General features: G+C 59.4%; 20 protein-coding genes. 11 read left to right on the plus strand and 9 right to left on the minus strand.

Annotation, left to right across the window (positions count from 1 at the left end; all coding sequences use genetic code 11):
• Positions 1–41 precede the first annotated feature (41 nt).
• The 9 genes from ACD590_RS26020 to ACD590_RS26060 all read left to right on the plus strand — a co-directional run bounded on the left by ACD590_RS26020 (position 42) and on the right by ACD590_RS26060 (position 10,267).
• Positions 42–1,028 (plus strand): branched-chain amino acid ABC transporter permease, encoded by a 987-nt coding sequence (locus ACD590_RS26020; RefSeq protein WP_247265434.1) that lies wholly within the window; start codon positions 42–44, stop codon positions 1,026–1,028.
• Positions 1,025–1,798, plus strand: a complete 774-nt coding sequence (locus ACD590_RS26025; RefSeq protein WP_439003678.1) for an ABC transporter ATP-binding protein — start codon at positions 1,025–1,027, stop codon at positions 1,796–1,798. The genes ACD590_RS26020 and ACD590_RS26025 overlap by 4 nt, the downstream gene beginning before the upstream one ends.
• Complete coding sequence (locus ACD590_RS26030; RefSeq protein WP_439003679.1) at positions 1,788–2,531, plus strand: branched-chain amino acid ABC transporter ATP-binding protein; 744 nt, start codon at positions 1,788–1,790, stop codon at positions 2,529–2,531. The genes ACD590_RS26025 and ACD590_RS26030 overlap by 11 nt, the downstream gene beginning before the upstream one ends.
• A 34-nt stretch (positions 2,532–2,565) precedes the next feature.
• Complete coding sequence (locus tag ACD590_RS26035; protein WP_439003680.1) at positions 2,566–3,774, plus strand: aspartate transaminase; 1,209 nt, start codon at positions 2,566–2,568, stop codon at positions 3,772–3,774.
• A 78-nt stretch (positions 3,775–3,852) separates the two neighbouring features.
• On the plus strand, positions 3,853–4,791 hold the full coding sequence (gene nac / locus ACD590_RS26040; protein WP_018444568.1) for a nitrogen assimilation transcriptional regulator NAC: 939 nt from the start codon (positions 3,853–3,855) through the stop codon (positions 4,789–4,791).
• A gap of 193 nt (positions 4,792–4,984) precedes the next feature.
• Positions 4,985–7,048: a hydantoinase/oxoprolinase family protein gene (locus ACD590_RS26045; RefSeq protein ID WP_439003681.1), complete on the plus strand. Its 2,064-nt coding sequence runs from the start codon at positions 4,985–4,987 to the stop codon at positions 7,046–7,048.
• 11 nt (positions 7,049–7,059) lie between these two features.
• The gene (locus tag ACD590_RS26050; RefSeq protein ID WP_439003682.1) at positions 7,060–8,736 is read left to right on the plus strand and encodes a hydantoinase B/oxoprolinase family protein; all 1,677 of its coding nucleotides are present in this window, start codon (positions 7,060–7,062) and stop codon (positions 8,734–8,736) included.
• 9 nt (positions 8,737–8,745) lie between these two features.
• Entirely contained in the window at positions 8,746–9,549 is an 804-nt protein-coding gene (locus ACD590_RS26055; RefSeq protein WP_439003683.1) for an SDR family oxidoreductase, read from the plus strand.
• Positions 9,550–9,565: 16 nt separating this feature from the next.
• Positions 9,566–10,267: an HpcH/HpaI aldolase family protein gene (locus tag ACD590_RS26060; protein ID WP_439003684.1), complete on the plus strand. Its 702-nt coding sequence runs from the start codon at positions 9,566–9,568 to the stop codon at positions 10,265–10,267.
• A gap of 161 nt (positions 10,268–10,428) precedes the next feature.
• Here ACD590_RS26060 and ACD590_RS26065 read toward each other — a convergent pair whose 3' ends face one another.
• From ACD590_RS26065 to ACD590_RS26105, 9 genes are all read right to left on the minus strand, one after another.
• Positions 10,429–12,084: an alpha-keto acid decarboxylase family protein gene (locus ACD590_RS26065; protein WP_439003685.1), complete on the minus strand. Its 1,656-nt coding sequence runs from the start codon at positions 12,082–12,084 to the stop codon at positions 10,429–10,431.
• A gap of 35 nt (positions 12,085–12,119) precedes the next feature.
• Positions 12,120–12,944 (minus strand): MBL fold metallo-hydrolase, encoded by an 825-nt coding sequence (locus ACD590_RS26070; protein WP_439003686.1) that lies wholly within the window; start codon positions 12,942–12,944, stop codon positions 12,120–12,122.
• A gap of 138 nt (positions 12,945–13,082) precedes the next feature.
• Entirely contained in the window at positions 13,083–14,099 is a 1,017-nt protein-coding gene (locus tag ACD590_RS26075; RefSeq protein WP_439003687.1) for a sugar phosphate isomerase/epimerase family protein, read from the minus strand.
• Positions 14,100–14,228: 129 nt separating this feature from the next.
• Entirely contained in the window at positions 14,229–15,167 is a 939-nt protein-coding gene (gene iolE / locus ACD590_RS26080) for a myo-inosose-2 dehydratase (protein ID WP_439003688.1), read from the minus strand.
• 44 nt (positions 15,168–15,211) lie between these two features.
• Positions 15,212–15,694 carry a hypothetical protein gene (locus tag ACD590_RS26085; RefSeq protein ID WP_247265095.1) on the minus strand — a complete coding sequence of 161 codons (483 nt, stop codon included), beginning with the start codon at positions 15,692–15,694 and terminating at the stop codon, positions 15,212–15,214.
• Positions 15,691–16,809 (minus strand): ferritin-like domain-containing protein, encoded by a 1,119-nt coding sequence (locus ACD590_RS26090; protein ID WP_439003689.1) that lies wholly within the window; start codon positions 16,807–16,809, stop codon positions 15,691–15,693. The genes ACD590_RS26085 and ACD590_RS26090 overlap by 4 nt, the downstream gene beginning before the upstream one ends.
• A 100-nt stretch (positions 16,810–16,909) precedes the next feature.
• The gene (locus ACD590_RS26095) at positions 16,910–18,781 is read right to left on the minus strand and encodes a GMC oxidoreductase (protein WP_439003690.1); all 1,872 of its coding nucleotides are present in this window, start codon (positions 18,779–18,781) and stop codon (positions 16,910–16,912) included.
• A 97-nt stretch (positions 18,782–18,878) separates the two neighbouring features.
• A complete protein-coding gene (locus ACD590_RS26100) occupies positions 18,879–20,312 on the minus strand; it encodes a glycoside hydrolase family 15 protein (protein WP_439003691.1) in 1,434 nt (477 codons plus the stop codon).
• Between the two features lie 338 nt (positions 20,313–20,650).
• Positions 20,651–20,995, minus strand: coding sequence for a helix-turn-helix domain-containing protein (locus tag ACD590_RS26105; protein ID WP_018245423.1), 345 nt, complete (start codon positions 20,993–20,995; stop codon positions 20,651–20,653).
• Between the two features lie 182 nt (positions 20,996–21,177).
• On the opposite strand from ACD590_RS26105, the gene ACD590_RS26110 reads away from it, so the two are divergent.
• Together ACD590_RS26110 and ACD590_RS26115 are read left to right on the plus strand one after the other, a co-directional pair.
• Positions 21,178–21,816, plus strand: coding sequence for an acyl-homoserine-lactone synthase (locus ACD590_RS26110; RefSeq protein ID WP_018245422.1), 639 nt, complete (start codon positions 21,178–21,180; stop codon positions 21,814–21,816).
• Positions 21,817–21,979: 163 nt separating this feature from the next.
• The gene (locus ACD590_RS26115; RefSeq protein WP_018245421.1) at positions 21,980–22,705 is read left to right on the plus strand and encodes a helix-turn-helix transcriptional regulator; all 726 of its coding nucleotides are present in this window, start codon (positions 21,980–21,982) and stop codon (positions 22,703–22,705) included.
• Position 22,706 lies beyond the last annotated feature (1 nt).

Consider the following 22,706-nt stretch of genomic DNA (forward strand, 5'->3'; position numbering starts at 1 on the left):
GCTGCGCCCGCCGACCTTTCTCGAACGACCGAGGACTCGACATGTCTCTGACGGAAACCGCTCAACAGGCACGCAGGCGCGACCTTCGCATACCGCTCGCCGCAGTCCTGGTTGTCCTAGCACTCGCCGCGCCGTTCATCGGCAGCCGCTACATCACCCATTCCCTGATCATCGCCCTGATTTTCATGCTTCCGGCACATGGGCTCAATCTGCTCGTGGGGTATACCGGTCTTCTGTCATTGGCCCAGGCCGCGTTCTTCGGTATCGGTGCCTATACGGCAGGTCTTCTCGCCGTCACCTATGGAACGCCGTTCTACGTCAATCTCATCGCTGCTGGCGCTGTCTCAGGGGCCCTTGCCCTTCCGCTCGGCATTCCCGCCTTACGTCTGCGCTCGACGTCCTTTGTCATGTGTACCCTGGGTTTCGTGATTATTGGCCAGGCCATCGCCAAGAACTGGATCTCACTCACCCGCGGCGACATGGGACTATCGAGCATTCCAAAACCATACTTCGAGCTAGGCCCGCTTTCGTTCACGGTGTCCGGTACGACAAACTTCTACTATCTTGCCCTGATCATCGGGACCCTCGCCACCTTCGCCGTCTGGGCAATCGTCCGCTCGCCCGCCGGGCGCAACATGGTGGCGATCCGTGAGAACGAAACGCTCGCCGAATCTCTCGGCGTTCCCACATGGCACTACAAGCTGATTGTCTTCATGATCAGCGCGGTGTTCGCCGGGATCGGCGGCGGCCTCTACGCCTATTACCTGACGGTCGTCAGCCCGCTGACCTTCCAGATGTATTATTCGACCACGATGCTGATCATCGTGCTCGGAGGAGGGGCGGGCATGATTTCCGGCACCGTTTTTGGAAGCCTGCTCTTCGTCGGGCTGACGGAGGCGCTACGCATTACACCCGAACTGCGCATGATCGCCTATGGCGTCTGCCTTCTCGTCCTCGTCTTCTGGTTCAAGAAGGGCTGCGCGCCGCTCATCAATCGCTTCTGGAATGCGATCGGAGGCGCTAAATGACCAGTCATCTTCCCCTTCTCGAGATCAAGAACCTCAGCAAGTCCTATGGCGCGGTCAAGGCCGTCAACGATGTCAGCATTCACATCGACCGGGGAGAGATCGCGGGCCTGATCGGACCGAACGGTTCCGGCAAGTCGACCTTCTTCGATTGCAGCACCGGACTTGCAAAGCCGGACGCCGGCACGGTGATCCTTGATGGACAGGACATAACCGGCTGGTCCCTGAACCGCATCGCCAGGGAAGGCCGCATGCTGCGGTCTTTCCAGAAGACCGTGACTTTCAAGTCGCTCGATGTCGAGGAGAACCTGGTCATTGCCGGTCAGATGTTCACCTTCCCGTCCATTGCATCGACCTTCGGCCTCGGAAAGATGTCCCGCCAGCGCATCGATGGTCTCAGGGAGAGAGCCCGCGACCTGATCAAGATGGCGGGTCTCTGGGATGTGCGCCACCAGCCGGCGGGCAATCTGTCGGGCGGACAGCAGAAGCTCATCCAGTTCGCATCCATGCTGATGCCTGAACCGAAGCTCATCCTGCTGGACGAGCCGATGGCCGGGATCAATCCGAAGATCATCGAACGCGTCGTCGACACCATCCTCTATGCCAACAAGTCACTCGGCGTGAGCTTCCTGGTGATCGAACATAATATCGATGTCGTCACCAGCATCTGCCAGCGCGTCATCGTGCTCGACCAGGGAGCCAAGCTCGTCGAGGGCTTGCCGGGCGACATCATTCAGGATCAGCGCGTCAGGGAGGCCTATCTTGGTGGGTAATTCGAACCTTTCAATCCGCGACCTGCGTGCAGGTTACGGCAATCTGGACATCCTCAACGGCGTCGATCTCGACGTGCCCGCTGGACAGTTCGTGGCGCTTATGGGGCCGAACGGGGCGGGCAAGTCCACGCTTCTCAAGACGCTCTACGGCATGACGACCATCAAGCAGGGATGCATCGACTGGCGCGGCAAGAATATTGCGGGCTGGAAGTCGCGAGCCATTCTGGGCGAGGGGATTTCCTTCGTGCCTCAGGGGCGCTGCAACTTTCCTGTCATGACCGTCGACGAAAATCTTCAGATGGCGGCCTATACCCTCCGCGACGCCAAGGTGAAGGCTGACCGCGATTACGTCTACGACCTCTTTCCGATCCTCAAGAAACGCCGCGCGACACTCGCCGGCAATATGTCCGGCGGCGAGCAGCAGTTGCTCGAAGTGGCGATGGCGGTGCTGCAGCGGCCGAAGGCGCTGCTGGTCGACGAGCCGTCCGTCGGGCTGTCGCCGGCCGCGATCGGCATCGTCTTCGACGAGCTTCTTCGCCTTCATGCAGACGGCATGACGATCCTGCTCGTCGAGCAGAACACCAAGAAAGCCATGGAAGTGGCCCAGCGCGCGGTCATCCTGAGACTTGGCAAAGTCATCTGGGATGGCCTGCCGAAAGACATCACCCATGACGAACTCGGCGAACTGTTCCTGACCGGGAAGATGCGCGGCGAAGCCGAAGCCGTTCACTGACGCAATCCGCCTTTCCAGAAACGAGGAAATCCCAATGAGCACTTTCGTGCCTGCATCGCGTGTGTCCAGAATCAAGGTTTCGCCAAGCACGGCTGCGGCAGCCCGGGCTCGCGAACTGAAGGCGGCCGGTCGCGATATCGTCGATCTGACTGTCGGCGAGCCGGACTTCGACACGCCTGATAATATCAAGGCCGCGGCGCACGCGGCCATCGACAGGGGCGAAACGAAATATACCGCCGTCAACGGCACGCCGGCGCTGCGCAAGGCCATCATCGGCGATATCCAGCGCCGGCTCGGCCTCAGCTATGCGGACAACGAAATCTGCGTCGGCGGCGGCGCCAAGCAGATTCTGTTTCTGGCGCTGATGGCGAGCGTGGAAAACGATGCCGAGGTGATCATCCCCGCACCATACTGGGTTTCCTATCCCGATATGGTCATCGCCAACGAAGGCAAGCCGGTTATCGTCGAATGCCCGCGGGAAGCGGGCTTCAAGCTGACGCCGGAGGCTCTGGAAAAGGCGATCACGCCGAAGACCTTGTGGCTGGTCCTCAACGCGCCGTCCAATCCGACGGGCGCGGCATATGACAGGAGCGAACTCGAAGCCCTCGGCGAGGTGCTGCTGCGCCATCCCCATGTCCTCGTGCTCTCCGACGACATTTACGACCAGGTCTGGTTCAAGGACGAGCCGATGACGACGCTGGTTGCCGCCGTCCCGGAACTGAAGGAGCGCATTCTGCTCACCAACGGCGTCTCCAAGTCCTACGCCATGACCGGATGGCGTATCGGCTACGCGGCGGGTCCGGTCGCCTTGATCGCAGCCATCAACAAGCTGCAGTCGCAGATGTCGTCCTGCCCGTCGTCGGTCAGTCAGGCCGCAGCCGCCTATGCGCTGTCTTCGGATCAGTCATTCGTTTCGGAAAGCGTGAAGGTCTACAAAGAGCGCCGCGATTATGCGTGCTCACGGCTTAACGCCGTGCCTGGCCTCTCCTGCCTGGTGCCGGATGGGGCCTTCTATCTGTTTCCGAACTGCGCTGGTGTCATCGGCAAGAAGACGCCCGAAGGTAAGACAATCGAGACAGACCTCGATTTTGTGCTCTATCTGCTCGATGGCGTCGGGGTCGCGGCACTGCAGGGTGCCGCCTACGGAGTATCGCCTCATTTCCGCATCTCGATCGCAACGTCGATGGAGGCGATCACACAGGCATGCGATCGCATTGAGCGGGCCGTTGCCGGCCTGTATTGACTGCAAAGAAGCCGGTGGGCCTTGCGCCCCACCGGCCGCAGGCTTTACGTTTTTTCGTGAAACAAGAAGCCGGTGGCCATGAGCGTCGATTTCCGAAAATTGAAGAGCTTCGTCAAGATCGTCGATACGGGCAGCGTATCGCGAGCGGCAAGCCTTCTGCGGACGGCCCAGCCGGCGCTGTCGCAGCAGATTGCCGCTCTCGAGGCGCACTTCAAGCACAAGCTTCTCATCCGCAGCAATGTCGGCATTACGCCGACGGAGGCGGGGCTCATCCTCTATCGGCATGCGCAATTGATGTTGAAGCAGATCGAGCAGGCGCAGGTCGACATCGATCAGGCCGCCAAGTCGGTGGCGGGCCGCGTCTCGATCGGGCTTGCGACCTATTCCTCGTCAAGCGCCTTGTCGCTGCCGATCCTGAAGGAGATGAAAGCCAGGCATCCCCACATCGTCGTCCATATCAATGACAGTTTCGGCCAGATCCTGAGCGAACTGATCATGACAGGCAAGATGGATATGGCGCTGATCTATGCCGCCGCCCCGATCAAGGGCGTCACCCTGCAGCCATTGTTCCGCGAGGAAATGTTCCTCGTCTCGCCGCCGGGCATCCAACTACCCGGGGATAGCAGCGCGCCGCTTCCCCTCTCTGCCCTCCAGGACATCCCGCTGCTTCTTCCCAGCAAGGCACATCTGCTCCGGCGGTTGATCGACGACGCCTTGGCGAGAGCTCGGGCCACACCTGATGTCGTCTCGGAAATCGAATCCGTTCCGGCTCTGAGTGCGGCGGTCCTCGATGGGCTTGGATCGACCATTCTCCCGGCTTCGGTGGTCACGGAGACGGCGATCTTTTCAGGCGCACAGGTGAGGGCGCTGACGAAGCCGGTGATCGACGCGACCGTGTCGCTCTGCGTCGCCGATCATCTTCCCTTGTCGGAACCTGCCATCGCTGCACGGTCGGTTCTCCTCGATGTCGTGGGCAAGCTCATGAGCAGTCACCATCCCGGAATCAGGCCGGCCTAGCCGGCGGCCGATCCTCGCAACGGCAGTCTGACGGCACATCTCCGATCCGCCATAAGCAAACCCTATAGCGGCAGACTGTAGTTGTGTTAGCCAACGCGCCGGGCGTTCCCCTAACCTCCAAGCAGACACCGGGTCCGGGCATCGGATCCGCATAGCGGCGCCTGCCGCGCCGAACAGTCGCTTCGAGGACAACATGGCAAAACTGGCTTTCGACACGGGCGGTACCTTTACCGACTTCGCGCTCCTGGACGACAAGGGCGACCTTCACCTTCACAAGGTCCTGAGCACGCCGAAGAACCCGGCGGAAGCAGTCGTACAGGGTGTGTCCGAATTGCTGGAAAAATTCGCCGGCAACATCGCCATCGAGAACCTTCAGGTGCTGGGCGCCACCACCGTCGTCACCAACGCGGTCCTCGAGCGCAAGGGCGTCGAGACGGGCTTCGTCACCACCGACGGCTTTCAGGACATGCTGCGTATCCGCAACGAAGGACGCTACGACCTCTACGACCTGAACATCAAATATCCCGACCCGCTGGTTACCCGTGCAAACAGCTTCGGCGCCAAGGAGCGTATCGCAGCCGACGGTTCCGTCATGACCGAGCTCGAGGAAGAGACGGTGCGCGAAATCGCCGGACGCCTGAAGGAGAAGGGCATCCGCTCCGTCGCCGTCTGCCTTCTCCATGCCTACAAATATCCGCAGCACGAGCAGCGCGTCGCAGCGCTGCTGCGCGAAGAAGACCCCGATATCTTCGTCTCGCTCTCCTCCGAAGTCTGCCCTGAGATGCGCGAGTTCGATCGCGCCTCGACGACTGTTGTCAACGCCTATACCAGGCCGCAGATGGCCGGCCACGTCGCGCATCTGCAGCGTGAGTTCGCGGCAAAGGGCATCGATCGCCAGGTCCTCTGGATGACGTCCTCGGGCGGGCTGGTGCCGAGCCGGCGTGCTGCAGAACTGCCGGTACGCCTCATCGAGTCGGGTCCGGCGGCGGGCGCCGTGGCCGCTGCCGAGTTCGGCCGCACGGCGGGCGAGGCGAGCGTCTTGTCCTTCGATATGGGTGGCACGACCGCGAAGCTCTGCCTGATCCCGGACGGTGAGCCGAATGTCGGCACCGATCTCGAGGTCGCCCATTACCAGCGCTTTCGCAAGGGATCCGGTTTCCCGCTGAAGATCCAGTCGATCCAGATGATCGAGATCGGCGCGGGCGGCGGTTCGATCGCCGCCAAAAACCCTCTCGGCCTGCTCGACGTCGGCCCGCACTCCGCGGGCGCCATGCCCGGACCGGCGGCTTACCAGCGCGGCGGCACCCAGCCGACCGTCACGGATGCCGACATCCTGCTCGGATACATGGGCACCGAATCCTTCGTTGGCGGCTCGTTCAAAGTTTCCAAGGAAGCCGCCCACGAGGCGATGGCCAAACTTGCCGCCTCGCTCGAGGTTTCGGTCGAGCGCTGCGCATGGGGCATCCATGACCTCGTCAACGAATCCATGAGCAAGGCGGCCGCCATGCATGCGACCGATCTCGGCGTCGATCCCCGGTCGCTGCCCATGGTCGCGTTCGGCGGCGCCGGTCCGGTCCACGCCTATGGCATCGCCCGCAAGCTCGGCATTTCCCGCATCATCTGCCCGACCGGTGCAGGCGTGAGCTCGGCGATCGGCCTGTTGATCGCTCCGGTGGCAGTCGATCTTTCCGCGAGCCATCCGATGGTGCTCGACGCCTGGGATGTCGGCGCCATGAACCGCCTGCTGGACGAGCTTTCGGCCCAGGGCGCCGAAGTCGTGTCGGCAGCGGGCGTCCCTAAGGATACGATCAGCAACCGCTACACCGTCGACATGCGGCATGTCGGCCAGGGCCATGAAATCACCGTGGTTCTGCCTGACCGGACCCTGCCGAAGGAGGAATTCCTCAGTGAGCTCCGCGGCAATTTCTTCAAGCTATACCGCGAACTGTTTGGCCGTACCGTTGCCGCTCCGCTGGAGGTGATCACCTGGCGCCTGCGCGCCGGCGGCGAAAAGGATCAGGTCACGCGCCCGCACGAGACCGTCGTTGCCGACGCGAAGAAGGGCAGCCGCAAGGTCTACTTCCATGAGATCGGCGGCTTTGCCGAAACTGCGGTCTACGACCACTACAAGCTTCCCGTCGGCGAAGAGGTCAAGGGTCCGGCAATCGTCGAGCAGCGTGAATCGACTGCGGTCGTCGGCCCAAGCGGCGTCTTCCATGTGGATGCCCATGGCAACCTCGTGATCAACATTCACTAAGGGGTACTCAGATGTCGAAACCCGCCACCGATTTCAACGACCCGATCAACCTTCAGGTCATGTGGAACCGTCTGATCTTTATCGCAGACCAGGCTGACAACGTCCTCGGCAAGACGGCATTCTCGCCGATCGTCCGCGAGAACCACGATTACGTGACCGTCCTCCTGGACAGCAAGGGACGGGCGCTGGCGCAATGCACCTGGTCGATCCCGGTCTTCATCACCTCGCTCCCGGCGGCGGCCCAGAACTACTTCCTGCCGAAGTTCCCGGCAGACAAGCTCGAAGAGGGCGACGTGCTGGCGACCAACGATCCGGAGATCGGCACCGGCCATCTTCCCGATGTCACGATGATCACACCGATCTTCAAGAACGGCAAGGTCGTCGCCTATGCCGGGTCCATCGCCCATCTTCCCGATATCGGCGGCGCCCCTCTGCATTCGGAAGCGAGCGATATCTACGAAGAGGGCATCCGCTTCCCGATTATCAAGCTGCTGAAGGCCGGCGTTCCGAACCAGGACGTCTTCGACATCATCGAAGCGTCGGTCCGCCTTCCGACCGAAGTACGCGGCGATCTCGAGTCGATGATCGCTGCCAACAACGTCATGGGCCGCGAACTCGTCAAATTCCTGGACGAATACGGTCTTGACGATGTCGAAGGCCTGGCGACCGCCATCCATTCCCGCTCCGAAGCGCAGACCCGCAAGGCGATCCGGGAATGGCCGAACGGCAGCTACGCGGCCGAGGTTCTGCTTGATGGTTACGATGTCGACGTGACGCTGAAGGCTTCGGTGATCATCAAGGACGACTCGATCCATGTCGATTACACCGGCACCTCCGATCAGGTTCTGCACTCGATCAACTGCCGGACGAACTATCGCTATGCCCATTCGGTCTATGCTCTGAAGTGCCTGCTCGACCCCGAGACGCCGAATAACGAGGGCTGCATCGTTCCGATCACCGACGAGGCCCCGCTCGGCTGCATCCTCAATCCGCAGCACTGGACGGCGGGCAATTCGCGGAACCTGATCGGGCACGTCATTCCTTCGCTGATCTTCAAGGCGCTCGAAGGCGTCGTGCCCGAGAAGGTCATGGGCGACAGCGGCGGCGCGCCGATCTGGGCCGCCAATTGCGTCGGTCAGCGCAACGACGGCACGCAATATGGCTCCGTCCAGAATTTCCATGGCGGGCAGGGCGCGCGCGCGGAGCTTGATGGTCTGGACACGTTGAGCTTCCCCTCGAACTGCAAGGTAACGGCCATCGAGATGTTCGAGGTTGCCGTGCCCGTCCTGACGGAGCGGAAGGAACTGATCGCGGATTCGGGTGGAGCAGGCAAGCATCGCGGCGGTCTCGGCCAGCGTGTCGTGCTCCGCAACCTCGGCAAGAGCCCGATGAACATCTACCTCGCCTCCGAGCGTGTTCGCCATCCCTGCTTCGGCGTCGTCGAAGGGCAGAGCGGATCGGCCGGAAAGGTCACGAAGGACGGCAAGCCCCAGTTCCCGAAGGGCAAGGTGGTCCTGAAGACGGGCCAGCGTCTCGAGGTCGAGACGCCAGGCGGCGGCGGTTGGGGAGCTGCGAGCAATCGTTCGCGCGCACTCATCGAGCAGGATCTTTCCGAAAACCTGATCACGGCGAAGGCTGCGCGGGAAATTTACGGCTATTCTGGCCCAATCGCTGCTGCGGCCGAATAGGGGAAAGATATGGGACTTCTTCAAGGAAAAATCGCTCTGGTAACAGGAGCCGGCTCCGGGATCGGTCGCGAGACCGCCCTGCTGCTGGCAAAATACGGCGCCACCGTCGTGCTGACCGGGCGGCGGATCGAACCGCTGCGCGAGGTGGCGGCCTTGATCGAAGAGGCTAATGGCAAGGCCGTCGCGCGTGCGCTCGATATCGAGACGCGTGAAGAGATCTTTGCGGCCGTGACGTGGATCAAGGAGAGCGTCGGACCCGTCGACATCTTGGTGAACAATGCCGGCAGCGCAAGCAAGGTGCTGAACGCGCGTTTCTTGAGCGAGGCTGAGTGGACCTCCACCATCAACATCAACCTGACCGCCGTCTTCAACCTGACCCAGGCGGTCCTTCCGGACATGATCGCGAGCGGTGAGGGAACGATCATTACGGTCTCGTCGCTCGCCGTGATCAACCCCAACCTGCTCGGTGGCGCGGCCTACGGTGCGGCGAAGGCCGGCGTGAAGAACTTCATGACCTTCCTGCACAACACCTATCGCAATCAGGGGATCCGGGCGACGACGATCCTGCCCGGCGAGACGAATACGCCGATCATGGACAATCGCGCGCGGCCTCCTCTGGAGGAGGAACGTGCCATCATGATGGATCCTCATGACGTCGCCCGTGCGATCGTCCTCTGCGCCAGCCTGAACAAGAGCGCCGTGATCCCCGAGCTTCACATCTGCCCGACACTTATGCGGGACACGTCAGCGGATATCGAAATTGCGCGTTGGGTCGGAGCCCCGGCCGATACGCCGGATATGCCGAAAAGATAGAATTGGGAGGACATTGATGAACGGAGCCAAATTGCGCGCCCGGCTGTTGGCCGGCGAGGCAGTCACCATGTATACGCCGCACCACTCCTCGTCGGGCCTGGCAGCCCGGCTGGTGGAACTCGGCGCCGATTCCGTCTTCGTCGACTGCGAACACGGAACCTGGAGCTTCGACGATGTGCGCATGACTGCACAGATTGTCCGTTCTGTCGGCGGAGCGGCGATCGTTCGGCCGCATTCGCACGAACGCCCGATCATCATCAGGTATCTCAATGCGGGCGCTGACGGCATCATGGTCCCGATGGTGGACACGGCGGAGCAGGCTCGCGCCATCGTCGATGCCGTCCGTTACGCTCTTCCGTCCGACTTCGACAAGCGCCTGGTGGTGGCGATGATCGAGACGGTGGATGCCATCGACAATCTCGACGAGATGCTGAAGGTCGACGGCATCGACGTCTTCTTCATCGGACCTGGCGATCTCTCGCAGAATATGGGCTATCCGCCGGCTCCGCCCTTCGGCAAGCCGCGTCCCGAAGCGGTCATGGACAAGGTCTCGGTCGCCGTCGACAAGATCCGCGAAGCAGGCAGGGTTGCAGGCACGCTTGTTACCACCGATGAACTGCCTCATTGGCTGCAGAAGGGTGTTCAGTTCTTCTACATCCACACCGATCCCTTCCTGCGCCGCGGGATTGCCGGCATCAGACAGACAATCTCGCGATAGCAGGCGGAACTGGGTCACCATTTCTGAGGCATCTGCTGCACGGTTTCGCGCGACATGCTCTAAAGCATTTCCAGGAAAGGTGCGAAGCGGTTTTCCGTCCGGAATTGCGTAAAAACAAAAGGTTAGGGCGGTTCCGCGCTTCCGCCAAAAGCTGAACAGCTCTAGCTTGCTTTCCAGTTCGCATTATCGGGGATCGACCGCTGAGGCACGACGACCTGGATGATGGACGGACTGTTCAGGTTTTCTTTGGCCCCATTTATGGCTTCCGCCAGTTCGCCATAGGTGTCCACCTTCCAGCCTTGGCAGCCAAAAACCTCTGCCAACTTGCTGTAATTCCATCGGTGCAGGATGCATGAATTGTAGAACGGCTTGTTGCCATGGAAAACCGATGCATCGGCAAGCCATTGCTCCACGCCATAGATGCCGTTGTCCATCACGAAGATGATCGGGTTGAGATTGAAGCGGGTTTGTGTCGAGAGGCATTGAGCGGTCATCTGAAACCCGCCATCCCCGGCAAAGACCATCAGCCTCTGTCGATCTTGCTTCGCCAGCGAAACGCCGGTCGCGGCCGGGCCGATATAACCGATCGCCGAATAGGATGATTGTACGATGAAACCGCGGCGAGCACCCACTTCAAGAAGCAGGCTCCCGAAATAATTCAAACTCGCGTCGGCACCAACGATAGTATTTCCGTCGATCTGCTGCTGAATGAAATCGTAGAAGCCCTGATAGGTAATTTCGCCTGCCGGATTCACCACCGGCGCTTGCCGGGCTGTTTTCGCCGGAAGACTTTGGGCTTTGCACGTCAGCCTTTTGTCAATCAAGCCGTTGACGAGATCCGCCAGCGAAACCTCTGCGTTGAAGATCGTGCCATATTTCACTGTATCCCAGGAGGCGAATGCGGTTTTATCGAGATCGATAGGCCAGCCCAAATCATTGATATCAGTCAACCAGACGCCCAGCGCCAATACGAAGTCGGAGTCTTTGACCAAAGACTGGACATAGGGTGACGACGATTCGCCATCAAATACCCCGGCAAATTGGACATCGTCTTCCGATAGGATGGCCTTGCTCAAAAGCTCGGTCACATAGGGAATTTTGAGGTCCCGAATGAGCCGTTCCGCCTGGTCGTGAAGGCCAAACCGGTCGATCTCGACACCGATCCAGATCAGGGGTTTGGTGGCATTTTGCAATCTTTCGCTGATTTGCGCGATCGACTGATTGAGACTGCCCTCGTCGGATATGTCTGGCGCCGCTTTTAATGCATTCGACGGACGCATGCATTCCAGGTCCACCATATCCTCCAGCAACTCGATATAGACCGGACGTCTTTCCGTGATGCACTGCGTCAGCGCATAATCTATGAGCATAGGCGCAAGATGGGGGCTATCGATGCGGACGGCAGCGGCCGTTATGTATTCGAACACCTGAAGATCCGTTTCCCGCCCGCTGATGAAGTGATGCGAACTGTAGCCGGTTTGTTCGAATGTGAGCGTTTTCTTGATGCTTGGCGCACCGTTGATCAGAACGACCGGCACTTTCTCGACGTAAGATCCGGCGATCGCATTTGTTGCGCAAAGCGAGCCTGCGGAATAGGTAACGCAAAGCGCACCAATTCCTTTCAGTCTCGCATAGCCGTCAGCCGCATAACCGGCGTTCAGTTCATTTACCTCTTCGATGACCTGAATACCGCTTTCCTCGACATAACTGTTCACCCATTCGATCGAATAATCGCCCGCTACGGAAAACAGGTGCCCCAGGCCCAGCTCACGAAGTCTGTCGATCAGATATTGCCCAACCGTGTATGTATCGCCCATGACCAACGGCTCCCCTGTTGACGACAATTGACGTATTAAAACTCGCTCGCGTTATCGAATAAGCGCGGTATGTATATGTCGAATATTCCGGGGCATTTTCGTTCGGGAAATCTTTCCAGCATGAAGCGCTTGAAAGCATCATTGGTGAGTCCGTTGCCGGCGGCCTCCATGGCGACGGACAGATACTCTATATTTTTGGCAACCTCGTTCTTGTCAGCCGGAAAGCCGTGACCGGGAAGGAACAGGTCATAGTCGGACAGCAGCATACCCTGCAAAATCCCAATCCAATGCTCCATGTATTTCGTCAGATAAAGGTGCGTTCCGCTGTAGATCAGGTCTTGCGCAATAAAAACGCCGACGTCCGGAAGGCCGATGGTAAGAAGAAAATCGATCTCCGTATCAACGACTTCATCAAATATGTATTTGACTCCGTCGATGATTTCCGCGCCGGCGCGGACAGTTTTTTCGGGGATTACCAAGCTCTTCGGAGCGAGATTGCCCATTTTCCAATGGTCATTGACGGAATCTTGCCCGTGCTGCCTCAGGAACTCTTTCGTTTCCGACAATGCATAAATCGGAACGTCGCTGAATGCGGCTCCCAGGCCAAACCAGTGGTCGGGGTGCCTGTGCGACAGGTAGATCCGGTCGATCTCCTTGCCGATACTGTTGGCATACTCCCTGAATTGCAGCGCATAGGGAACGAGGAATTGCCCATCGACAAGAACAAGTTTGTTCCTGCTTTCGATTATGTGCGTTGCATTGGCGATGTTGTCATCGGTGAAAGCTGAAATGAAAGTATGAATACGGACATCGCCTGCTCGCCTGACGATTTTAATGGGATCCGGCAATTGCGTGACCATAGGTATCTCCCTGTTTGAAAGGTCGTTTGCTGAGGTTTGACGTTCACCGGGCACGGCGGAGATGTGGCTCCCCAGCATTACTGGCCAACATTCCCGGGTTGTTCCAACATGTGCGCCCGAGCGCCATCACGGATGAGATCAACGGCCGCGGGACGCGATCTTTTCCTCCAATGTCTTCAGGGCGGCGCGCGCAACGTCGTAGGCGCTGTCGACGCCCGCTTCCGGCGCGTCCTCACCGGGCCGCCAGAAGCGTCTGCGCGTCATTCTCATCGAGCTCTCAAAGGGTGGAATCGCATTAAAGACTTCGACGAGATAGGGGCCGGAATAGACCAGCTCGATTTCGTCCAGCATAATCTCCCAGGGAATCCAGCTATCTCTAACAGCGCCCCGGTCCGGCGCTGATATATGAACGTAATTCAGCCGGCTCTGCTGTACGGCACGGGCGACATTTTTCCTGAAGATTGCCGGCCCCTGGCTTTCCATCACGACCTGGGCTGTATCGATCGTGACGCCACAGACCGGAATGTCGGCGCTTTCGAGAAAATCCAGCGCTTCCGAGACCATGGTCGGCCCGGGCGTTTCCCAATTCTTGACGGGTTCGATGGCGAGCTTCACCCCTTTCCTCGCGGAATATTGCGCCAATTCCTGGAAGATGGAGGCCGCCGCCGCGTATCGTGGCTTCATCCAATCCTGAAGCGCATCGCTCCAGATCCCTTCACCGTCATCCGTCAGCGGAAAGATGCCATAGGGGTACAGGAACGGCCCTGACATGATCGTATTCTCCCCGCCCAGCACCGAGGTGATGTCGACGCGGGATTTGAGATAGGACAAAGCCTGCTTGCGCTGTTCCTCGTAAGGGGAGGTCGGATCGAAGGTTCGCGTGGTCCCTACATTGGTTGTGAACTTCACATCCCGGAAGCCCGCCTGATCGAACGCCCTCTTGAGGCTGATATAGCTTTCGACCTCGGTGTGATGACCGACATGGGCCGCTCCTGGGGCGATATGCACATCGAAGCCGGTGTAGCCGATCTCGGTCAGAGCTTTCAGATGCCTGACGAGAACCTGGGTATAGCCCGCGTCATTCGGCCTCAAGTCGGCTGTAAACATAAAGAAGCTGAAATATATATCTCGCCTGCGTGCCTCTTCCATCTTCATCGCTCCAGCTGTCGCTATCCAGTAATGCGTGGTTCAGGATGATGTCTCGCCCGCCATTGTCATGAGGCGAGATCCGTCTCCGCCTCCCGCACATCGCCATCCGGGCTGAAACAAACACTCCGCGCCGGGCTACCATCCAAGCAGCTTGCGCAGATATTCGCGGCCCATTTTCGCGTATTGCAGCGGATTGGCCTTAGCCGGGTCCTGCTCTGCTTCGACGCAGATCCAACCGGCGAAATCCGCCTCGGCCAACGCATCGAGGATTTCCGGAAAGCTCTCTATGGAGCCGTCGCCCGGGACGGTGAAGATCCCCGCCTCGATCCCTTGCTGGAAGGACAATCCTCCGGTGTGCATCTCCCTAACCACCTTGGCGCGAAAGTCTTTCAGGTGAACATGCTTGATGCGGTGGGCGTATTTTCTGGCCAGCGCCAGTGGATCGACACCGGCAGCCGCCTGGTGCGCGGTATCGAGAAGCATATTGACCAGGCGAGGATCCGTCTCGTCCATGAGCCGGTGGATCGCTTCCGTCTTCATCACCCCGGTCCCCAGATGCGGGTGATAGCAGAGCCGGCGGTTGCGAGCCCTGGCTTTATCTCCTGCCTCATGCAGGCCCTCGATCAGCTGCTTCCACTGGTCCTCGGAGAAATCGGGGCAATTCGGAAACAGGGCAACGGGGAGCGGATTGACCGCTCCGCCAAACTCGGCGACGACCAGATCGGCCCTGCGCGGATCGTCGCTGCCGCCTTCCATGGCTTCGAGGAAGTCGAGCTGAGCATCGACATTATCAAGCGTATGACGCTTCATCGCATTGATGGTGAAGTAGGTGCTCACCCAAGGCTCGGAAATCCGCAATCCCCTGAGTTCGAGGACAGGCCGCAATATTTTCGGATCGGTCGGATATTTATGGCCGACACCGCAGCCGACATAGCCGGCGAGTACCATTTCACTCAGAGCCTGCTCGTAGGGAATGCCGATGTCGATATTGATGAAATCGTCATTCCACCAGAGCGTGGGGATGACACCGAGCCAGACCTTGGCGGGCGTCAGTCGATGCAGATGTGTTGTCATGGCAATCATCCAGTTCTTTGAAGACAAGCGGAAATGGCGTCAGTTCAGGTTTTGGAATCGAGAGCCGCAAAAGCTGGAATTTTCGGTGGAAAGGCCCAGGAGCCGAAACCAGGCCCCTTGGCGCCTGCGGGGTGGGCTCCGATCGCCTTCCAGAGCAGACCCTCGACGTAGGCATCGGGAGAAACGACGAAGGTGGTATTCGCAGCCCTGGGGCCAAAGCGCTCCGTCCAGGCGGAGGACAACTCGAACCAGGTGCCGGAATACCAGAGCTTGATTAGCGCGCGGGCCACGTCTCCCAGCAATTCATTGCCCAGAATGGTCGTGCGCACTGCCTGGATACGGGCCTCACCTTCCGGCGGTGGCAGGGCGGCGAAAGCGGCCAGCAGCGCGTCGGCGATCTCGCCGCCGACCACCCTGTCGAGCGTAGCGAGATAGCGTTCCGCCAGGCCCGTTCCCAGAAGATCGAACTGGGAGAAGGCCGTCAATTCGACGGAAAGACCCAGAAATGCCTCGAAACGGTTGCTCATGCGTTCACCTCCGACTGCCGGGTGACGGCTGACTGTTTGATACCGCCGGGGATCTCATAAGTAGGGCTGCCGTTCTTGTCGGAATGTTTCGGCAGGGGATTGCGGATGAGTTCGAGGATCATGTTGCGAAATTCGAACATCATCGGAACGGCTTCCAGCAGCAGGCTCGGCTGACCGTTATAGGCACGCGTCAAAAGCTGGAGAAATTCGCCATAGCGCGTGTTGAAGACGATCGCCGCCTCACGCAGTTCCGAGCCTTCGTATATGTCCTTCACTTTCAGGTTCTCTTTTATGGGATAGGCGCCTTCCCAATCGACCTGTAACTGCGGACCTGTGGGGTGGCCGGGCTGGTCGCCCTTCTGGTAGTAGCGGCCTTTGACCAGTTCCTCGAAACGGTAGTAATGGGCCAGTTCGTGGTCGTCATCGTCGTAGATACCGCCACCGTCGCCTTCGCCCTGTTCAATGATGAGGTCGATGGCTTCCAAGGCGCTTTTGAGATCGGTCACGGGAAACAACTCGCCGCCGCCGGAGTAATAATATTCCGAGGTGATCTGGCGCGAATTGTCGCCGGTAAAGATGGTTGTGCCCGCCCCATGCGCTTCGGCTTCCAGGTATTTGATGCCCTCCGCGATAGTCGAGTAGAACTCACCGATACTGAAGAAATGGAGGTCCTCATGCCTCGGATGGCTGGCAAGCGCGGTGATATCAGGGGGAGTTTTGCGATATATCAGGCCCTTGCCGACGAGATGTTCAGGACGCTGGGCCGGCCGCTCGATTTTCAGGAAAGTCGCCAGCGCCTCACGGCTGAAAGCCTGGATGCTGACCTTGAAATCGGTCTCACCGTCCGGCAGGGCGGCGGGATAGCGGGCTACGAAGTCCGGCCTGACAAGATCCGGCGTGCCGCCGATGGCATTGAGAATATTGGCCGCAATGGTCAGATGCAGCATTTCTTCTACGACGATCACGCGCAGAACCTGGGTCGCATCCTTGTTGACGCCGGGCTTGATCGAGTAAAGCGCCGTCAGATACGGCGGAATCGTCGCATGTTCGAGCTGCATCGCCCGATAGAGAAACTCTTTCAGCTCGTCGAGCGTCTTAATGCTGTAGGAATACATGCTCAAGCTCCATGAAAGATAAGTTGGGTGCACAGATCGGCTTCGTGTCGCTTGCGTCGAGCCCATCGGTTCGTTCCGCGCAGCGGATGCCGGTCTTCATTCAATGCAGAGACTTCAGAATGTCGCGGCCGCTTCGGAAGCACATGGCGGCCAGCGTCAAGGTGACATTGGCCGTGCCGATCGTCGGCATGCTGCCGCCGCCCACGAGATAAAGGTTTTCGTGGTCCCAGCTGCGCTGGTTCTTGTCCACGACGGAATTGGTCTTCGTCGTTCCCATGATATGGGTGCCGGCCAGATGATTGCCGCCGCGGATCGCATAGCCTTGCCCCTCATAGGCCACATAGCCGAAATCGCTGGGGTCGTATTTGGTATGATCCTGCGCGCCCAGGCGCGTAAAGACGGTGCGCGCAAACTGGCGGCCATAGGCGGCACCCTTCATGGTATATTCCGGAACCGTGAAGGACAGGATGGGCCGCATGTTGCCCAGCGCATCGGTATATTGCGGATCCACCGCGATGCGGTTGCTTTCCACGGGCATGACCTCGATCATGAATGCCAGCAGTAACTGCCGCGAAACCTGGTCGATCATGCCGCGCCGAAGATCCGCCCCGTAGAGGTTGTGATCATCCACCAGTTCGAGAAGGTCGGAGGTCGGCGCACCCGTGGCCCAACCCCAACCGTCGTTATGGATATCGATGGCGAAGGCGGCCTGCCTTTCCCGGAAAGGGCCGTCCCGCAGGTCCACGATACCGCCCGTCGAACTGGTTCCGCGCATCGTGCCGCAGATTTCCGGCATCAGCGCCCAGTTCAGCAGATAGGCGTGGTCCATCAGATTGCGTCCGACAAGACCGCTGGTGCTGCGCAGGCCGGAGGCCAGCATGAGACGCGCCGTTTCGATCGCGCCTGCCGCAAGCACGAAAACCTTGCCCTTCACGGTGATGGTCTCGTGGGCCGGTGAGGCCGGGTCCTTGTAAATCTTCACCTCGAGAGAGCGGACTTTCCCGCTATCCGGATCGATGTTGACCTTCGATGCGACCGCCTGCGGCAACAGTTCGACAAGCTGCTCGCCCCTTTTCCCGTTTACCGCGAACGCCTTGGCAAGCGTTTTGCCGGAGTGGTAGCGCGCTTGCACGGGACAGAGCGGTACGCAGTTGGTGTTGCCCTGGCAGCGACCGCCCTCTTCGACCTGATGCGTATCGACTGCGCCGATGGGGCGGTAACCCTTCCCTCCGTCATAGGCCGGGTTCGGTATGCTGTTGCGCCCCTGCGGATAGGGCCTGACCTTCAGGGGATAGGTCTTGTTGTAAAGTTCGACACTGGTGCCTTCGATGCCCTTGTTGACCTGCTGATCCAGATAGGAAAGCGGCAGGCCGCGCATGGGAAAGACATAGTCGCCCGGGAAGGTCTGCCCCAGATATTGCTGATCTTCGACATTCGCCGATACGCCGATTTCCCGCTCGGCCAGGCGGTAATCATCCTCGACTTCCTCAAAGCTCAGCGGCCAGTCCAACCCTTGGCCGAAAATGGTGCGCGTCTTGAAATCCGAGCGAAGCAGGCGGGGCGTTTTCGCCTCCCAGTGCATGGTCGTTCCGCCGAAAATGCGGGTATATGTCGTATCGCTGACATAGGGGCCAGATTGAACGATATAGGTCGAGCTATTGGTTTCCCCCGCCTGCAGCTTGCGAAGCTGCGGGCTGCGGGGCATGGCCGCGTTGGCATTCAGCGGAAAGGGCGACTGGTTGTCCTTGGAGGCTGCCGAATAGAACGTCGTCAGCAGATTGTCATAGCCTGCCAGAGTGCTATTGGCACCGGTTCCGGCTTCAAGGATAAGGACACGCTTGCCCGCCTCCGCAGCCTGCTTGGCAATGATTGCTCCGGAAATGCCGCTGCCGACGATGACGAGATCGTAGTCGTCAGACGTAGCAACGGTCTTGGCATCGGCTTTTATCGCGGATTCGAGGGGAAAAAGCACGTTGGTCCTCCATTATTCCCGGAAAGCCCGCATCAGGCTTTGCGGATCATGCCGTTCTGGATTCAATCGAGATTTCAGGCCGGACGGCCTGAAATCGTCATGACCTCGCGCCGCGGGAGTTTCGGGGTTTGGACTTGGCAGCGGCCGGGGCGGCGGCGGAGCGGGCTCTGACTGCCGAGAGAAAGGAGGCGTAGCTCCAGGTCAGATTCCGGACGCTTTTCTCGTAGCCAACGGTTCCATCGAACTGTTCGCTGAGTTCATAGTGATCACTGTGATAGACGATGGCGCGCAGCATGCCGTCGGACGAAGCCCGCAAGGCAGCTGACGCGTCGGCGGCGCTGCTGGATGCGCCAAGCCCCAGTTCCGCGAAGAAGGGTTCGGAGAATTGATCGAGGGGAATGGCGCCGCTGGCCGCGATGGCATTGGCAAGCCGATATTGAAACTCGGCGAAGTTGGCGGTGCACAGAGCCCAGGGATGCCCGCCGACCACCGGAGCCGCCACATCGCCATCGTAATGGTCGCCTGGATAGCGCCCGAAGAGTGGTCCGAGCCCTTTGGCCGCGTCGGCGCCATTGATCGGGTAATAGTTCGAAGACGAAGGATCGGCCCACTGGCGCCGCAGGATGGCCGCCGTTGCCAGAAGCTTGGTGTCGGTCGGCTCGATCCCGCCATAGCAGACCGAAGAGACGATATCGATGTTCGCGTCGTAACCGGCTTGCTCCGCGGCATCCAGAATGCTCACATAGAGCTGCCCGTTCCAGTGGGCGGCTAGCTGGTTTTCCAGCCATGAGATGGCATCGGCCACCCCGGCAGGCACGGCAATGCCGATCGTGTTTGTGGAAATTTCCCGGAAAAAGCGCAGCTGTACGGCTCTTGCGAAAAAGGAATAGCCCTCATATTCCTCCCAGAGATTTGTGGTCTTGTTCTGGTAAACTTCGAGAAGATAAGAGAGGTTTGTCTCGACCAATTGTTTGGCGATCGTCTGCGTGGCGCCATCCAGCTGATCGAACAGGGTCAGGATTGCAATCGACTGAATAGCCGGCCCGTCATTCTGCTCCGACCACGGACGAACCTCGCCGGTGATGGTGAAGCAGGCGTGGCCAAGTGTGACGGTCGCGGAATTCTTCGCATTCGCCTGGCAGAGCGCGGCGAAGTTCACGTAGTCGACCAGGCTCGGCAAAACCCCGCCCGGAACGGGCAGCAAGCTGGCAAGTGCGATCTCGATGGCCGTGATGGCCCCGTCGCGGACCCAGTTGAAAACATAGTCCTGGTCGACACCCGGCGTGTTCGCTGGATAGGAGGGTGCGGCGATGACGCAGCCGGGGGCCGAAAAGACGCCGGGCGATGCCGGATCCTCGATGACATAGCCATCGCTTGTGATGTTGCGCATCATCAGAAGAGAAAAATAGCGCGACAATGCAACCAGATCGGTCTGCGCGAAGGCAGGCCGCGGTTTGACTGCAGGCGCAGCGGCGCCGATATGGGCCGGGTTCGCCCCTGTCATGGACTGACTCCAAAGCGCAACTGTCATTGACTGACTCCAAAATCGGTTGAGACTTGTTGGGACCAGATCGAGGAAATATTCCGGATCCGGATGGGAGAAATATTGCGGCCGAATGGGTGGCGATGCGCTTTTTCGATAATTTCCGGGCAGCGTATTTATAGTTTCACGTCAAAAGCCGACGCCAACGACCCTTCTGCGTTGAGAGTGAAAACAAGGTCTCTGCGGCGGCGAGGGCAGGGCGGGGGCTGGCCGTCCTGTTGTGTCGCCGTTGAAGCTTTAACTAGAAAGATCGTCGACGATTTGCTTTTTAGCAACCTAAACGTGTTGATCTCAGGTCAAAAAATCTCACAGAATTGCGCTTGGCGTTACGGGTGCTCCGGAGGGATGGATTCGACCAGCCCGGCGAGATTGGACCGCGTTGCCGCAGACCGGTTGCGCAACGCCAGAACCATTTGCAATTCCGTGGCGGAGATCGCGCTGTTCCTATGCCAGTCCATGGTGCCTCGCCCGAGCAGCAGCCAGTCGAGGGAGACATCCAGCAGGTCGGCGAGCGCGCAGGCGCTTTCCAGCGAGGTATGGCCACCATTTTGCCAGCGTGAGACGGCGGCGACGGACACGTCTAGTTCGGCCGCCAGGGCGTGAACTTTCCGGAATTTGCCCCGGGATATCGCCTCTCGAATACGTTTGCCGCGTGCCATGTCGTGGGTCATCAAGAATCCTCCCGTTGGTTGCGTTAAAATTGGCAATTACCAAGAGCTTTCGATCGACGAACATCAGAAACTTCTTATGAAAGGGGAAGGCAAAGTGAAGCACCGGTCAACCTGGTGAAATATCCAGATTGCTCCCGGTCGACCTCCTGTTGTGAAACGTCAGCACATCAGGAGGGACGGATATGTTGCGGATACTCACCAAAGACATGCTCGAGACCGATCGACGTGCTTTCGATGAAATGTTCCGGGCACGCGCCGCCGTATTTCGCGATCGGCTAGGATGGCAGGTCGATGTCCGGGACCAGTGGGAAAGGGACCGATACGACGAGGCGGAGGATCCCGTCTATCTCGTCACGCAGCGGCCTTCCGGCACGCTGACGGGTTCGCTGCGCCTGCTGCCGACCACAGGAGCGACGATGCTCAAAAGCGAGTTCCGGCATTTCTTCGATCAGCCTATCGACGTCGATAGCCCGACGACCTGGGAATGTACCCGCTTTTGCATTCATCCGCTTGCCGGACAGATAGACCAATCGCGCACGGTCGCCACCGAACTGCTCTCAGGGCTTTGCGATCTTGCGTTCGACACGGGTATCGAAAGCATCGTCGGCGTCTATGATGTCGCAATGGTCGGGGTGTATCGCAGGATCGGCTGGAGGCCGACGCCGCTTGCCCGATCCCGGCCCGAGATCGGCAAGCTGTATGTCGGGCTATGGGACGTGACGGCGGACAATTGTCGGACACTTCGGGCCAACCTGTCTCGACTTCTGGAGCAAGCCTCTCCCAATCCTGCCAGAGCTCTCGCCGATAGCGGCATGCGGTAAACGTCGTCGCTGTTCTGCCGCCCAGCAGTGGGATCGGTCTCGCCAGCTCTTTAACCTGTTCTTCATATCGCGCCATGGTTGCCATAAAATATGCTGTTCTCGGCAACCGCGAAATGTTACCACTGCGAGCAGTCAGGAAAACACGCAACCACGAGTCCATCTCATGCTGAGCAGTTCTCGTTTTTTCTACAGTTTGGATCGAATTTCCGCATCGCCGACATTGCGGGATCTCGAAACGACGCTGGACGAAGTCCGCCACATCTATGCGATATCGCACATGGTTCTGCATGTGACCCGCTCCTCGGGGGCGACGGCCAGCAATCCATTGCTGATGCTGACCTACCCGCCCGAGTGGGTGAAGCAATATCTTGAGCGGGACTACTTCAGCATCGATCCCGTCGTGCGCCTCGGCCGGCGCGGCTTCCTGCCCGTGGAATGGTCTGCGTCTAAATGGGATTCAGGCCAGGCATATGGCTTCTTCAAGGAGGCTATGGCCTTCGGTGTCGGCCGGCAAGGCGTTACCCTGCCGGTGCGGGGACCTCACGGGGAGCGATCGCTGTTTACGGTGACCTCCAATCACCCGGACGCCTACTGGCGACAGTTCCGCATGGACAGCATGCGCGACCTCCAGTTTCTCGCCCACCATCTCCACGACAGGGCGATGGTTCTGTCGGGGATGAGAAAAATAACCGATTTTCCGCAATTGTCGCGCCGCGAACTGCAATGTCTTGAGATGACGGCCAATGGCTTGCTCGCGAAGCAGATTTGCGCCCGCCTGTCCATTTCGGTAAGCGCGGTGCAGCTCTATCTCGCCTCGGCGCGGCGGAAGTTGACCGTCGCCACGACAAGCGAAGCGGTCGCCAAGGCCACGGCGCTCGAATTGATATAGG

This window comes from Rhizobium sp. 862_C5_N1_2 (assembly GCF_051811205.1).
Classification (GTDB): Bacteria; Pseudomonadota; Alphaproteobacteria; order Rhizobiales; family Rhizobiaceae; genus Rhizobium; species Rhizobium leguminosarum.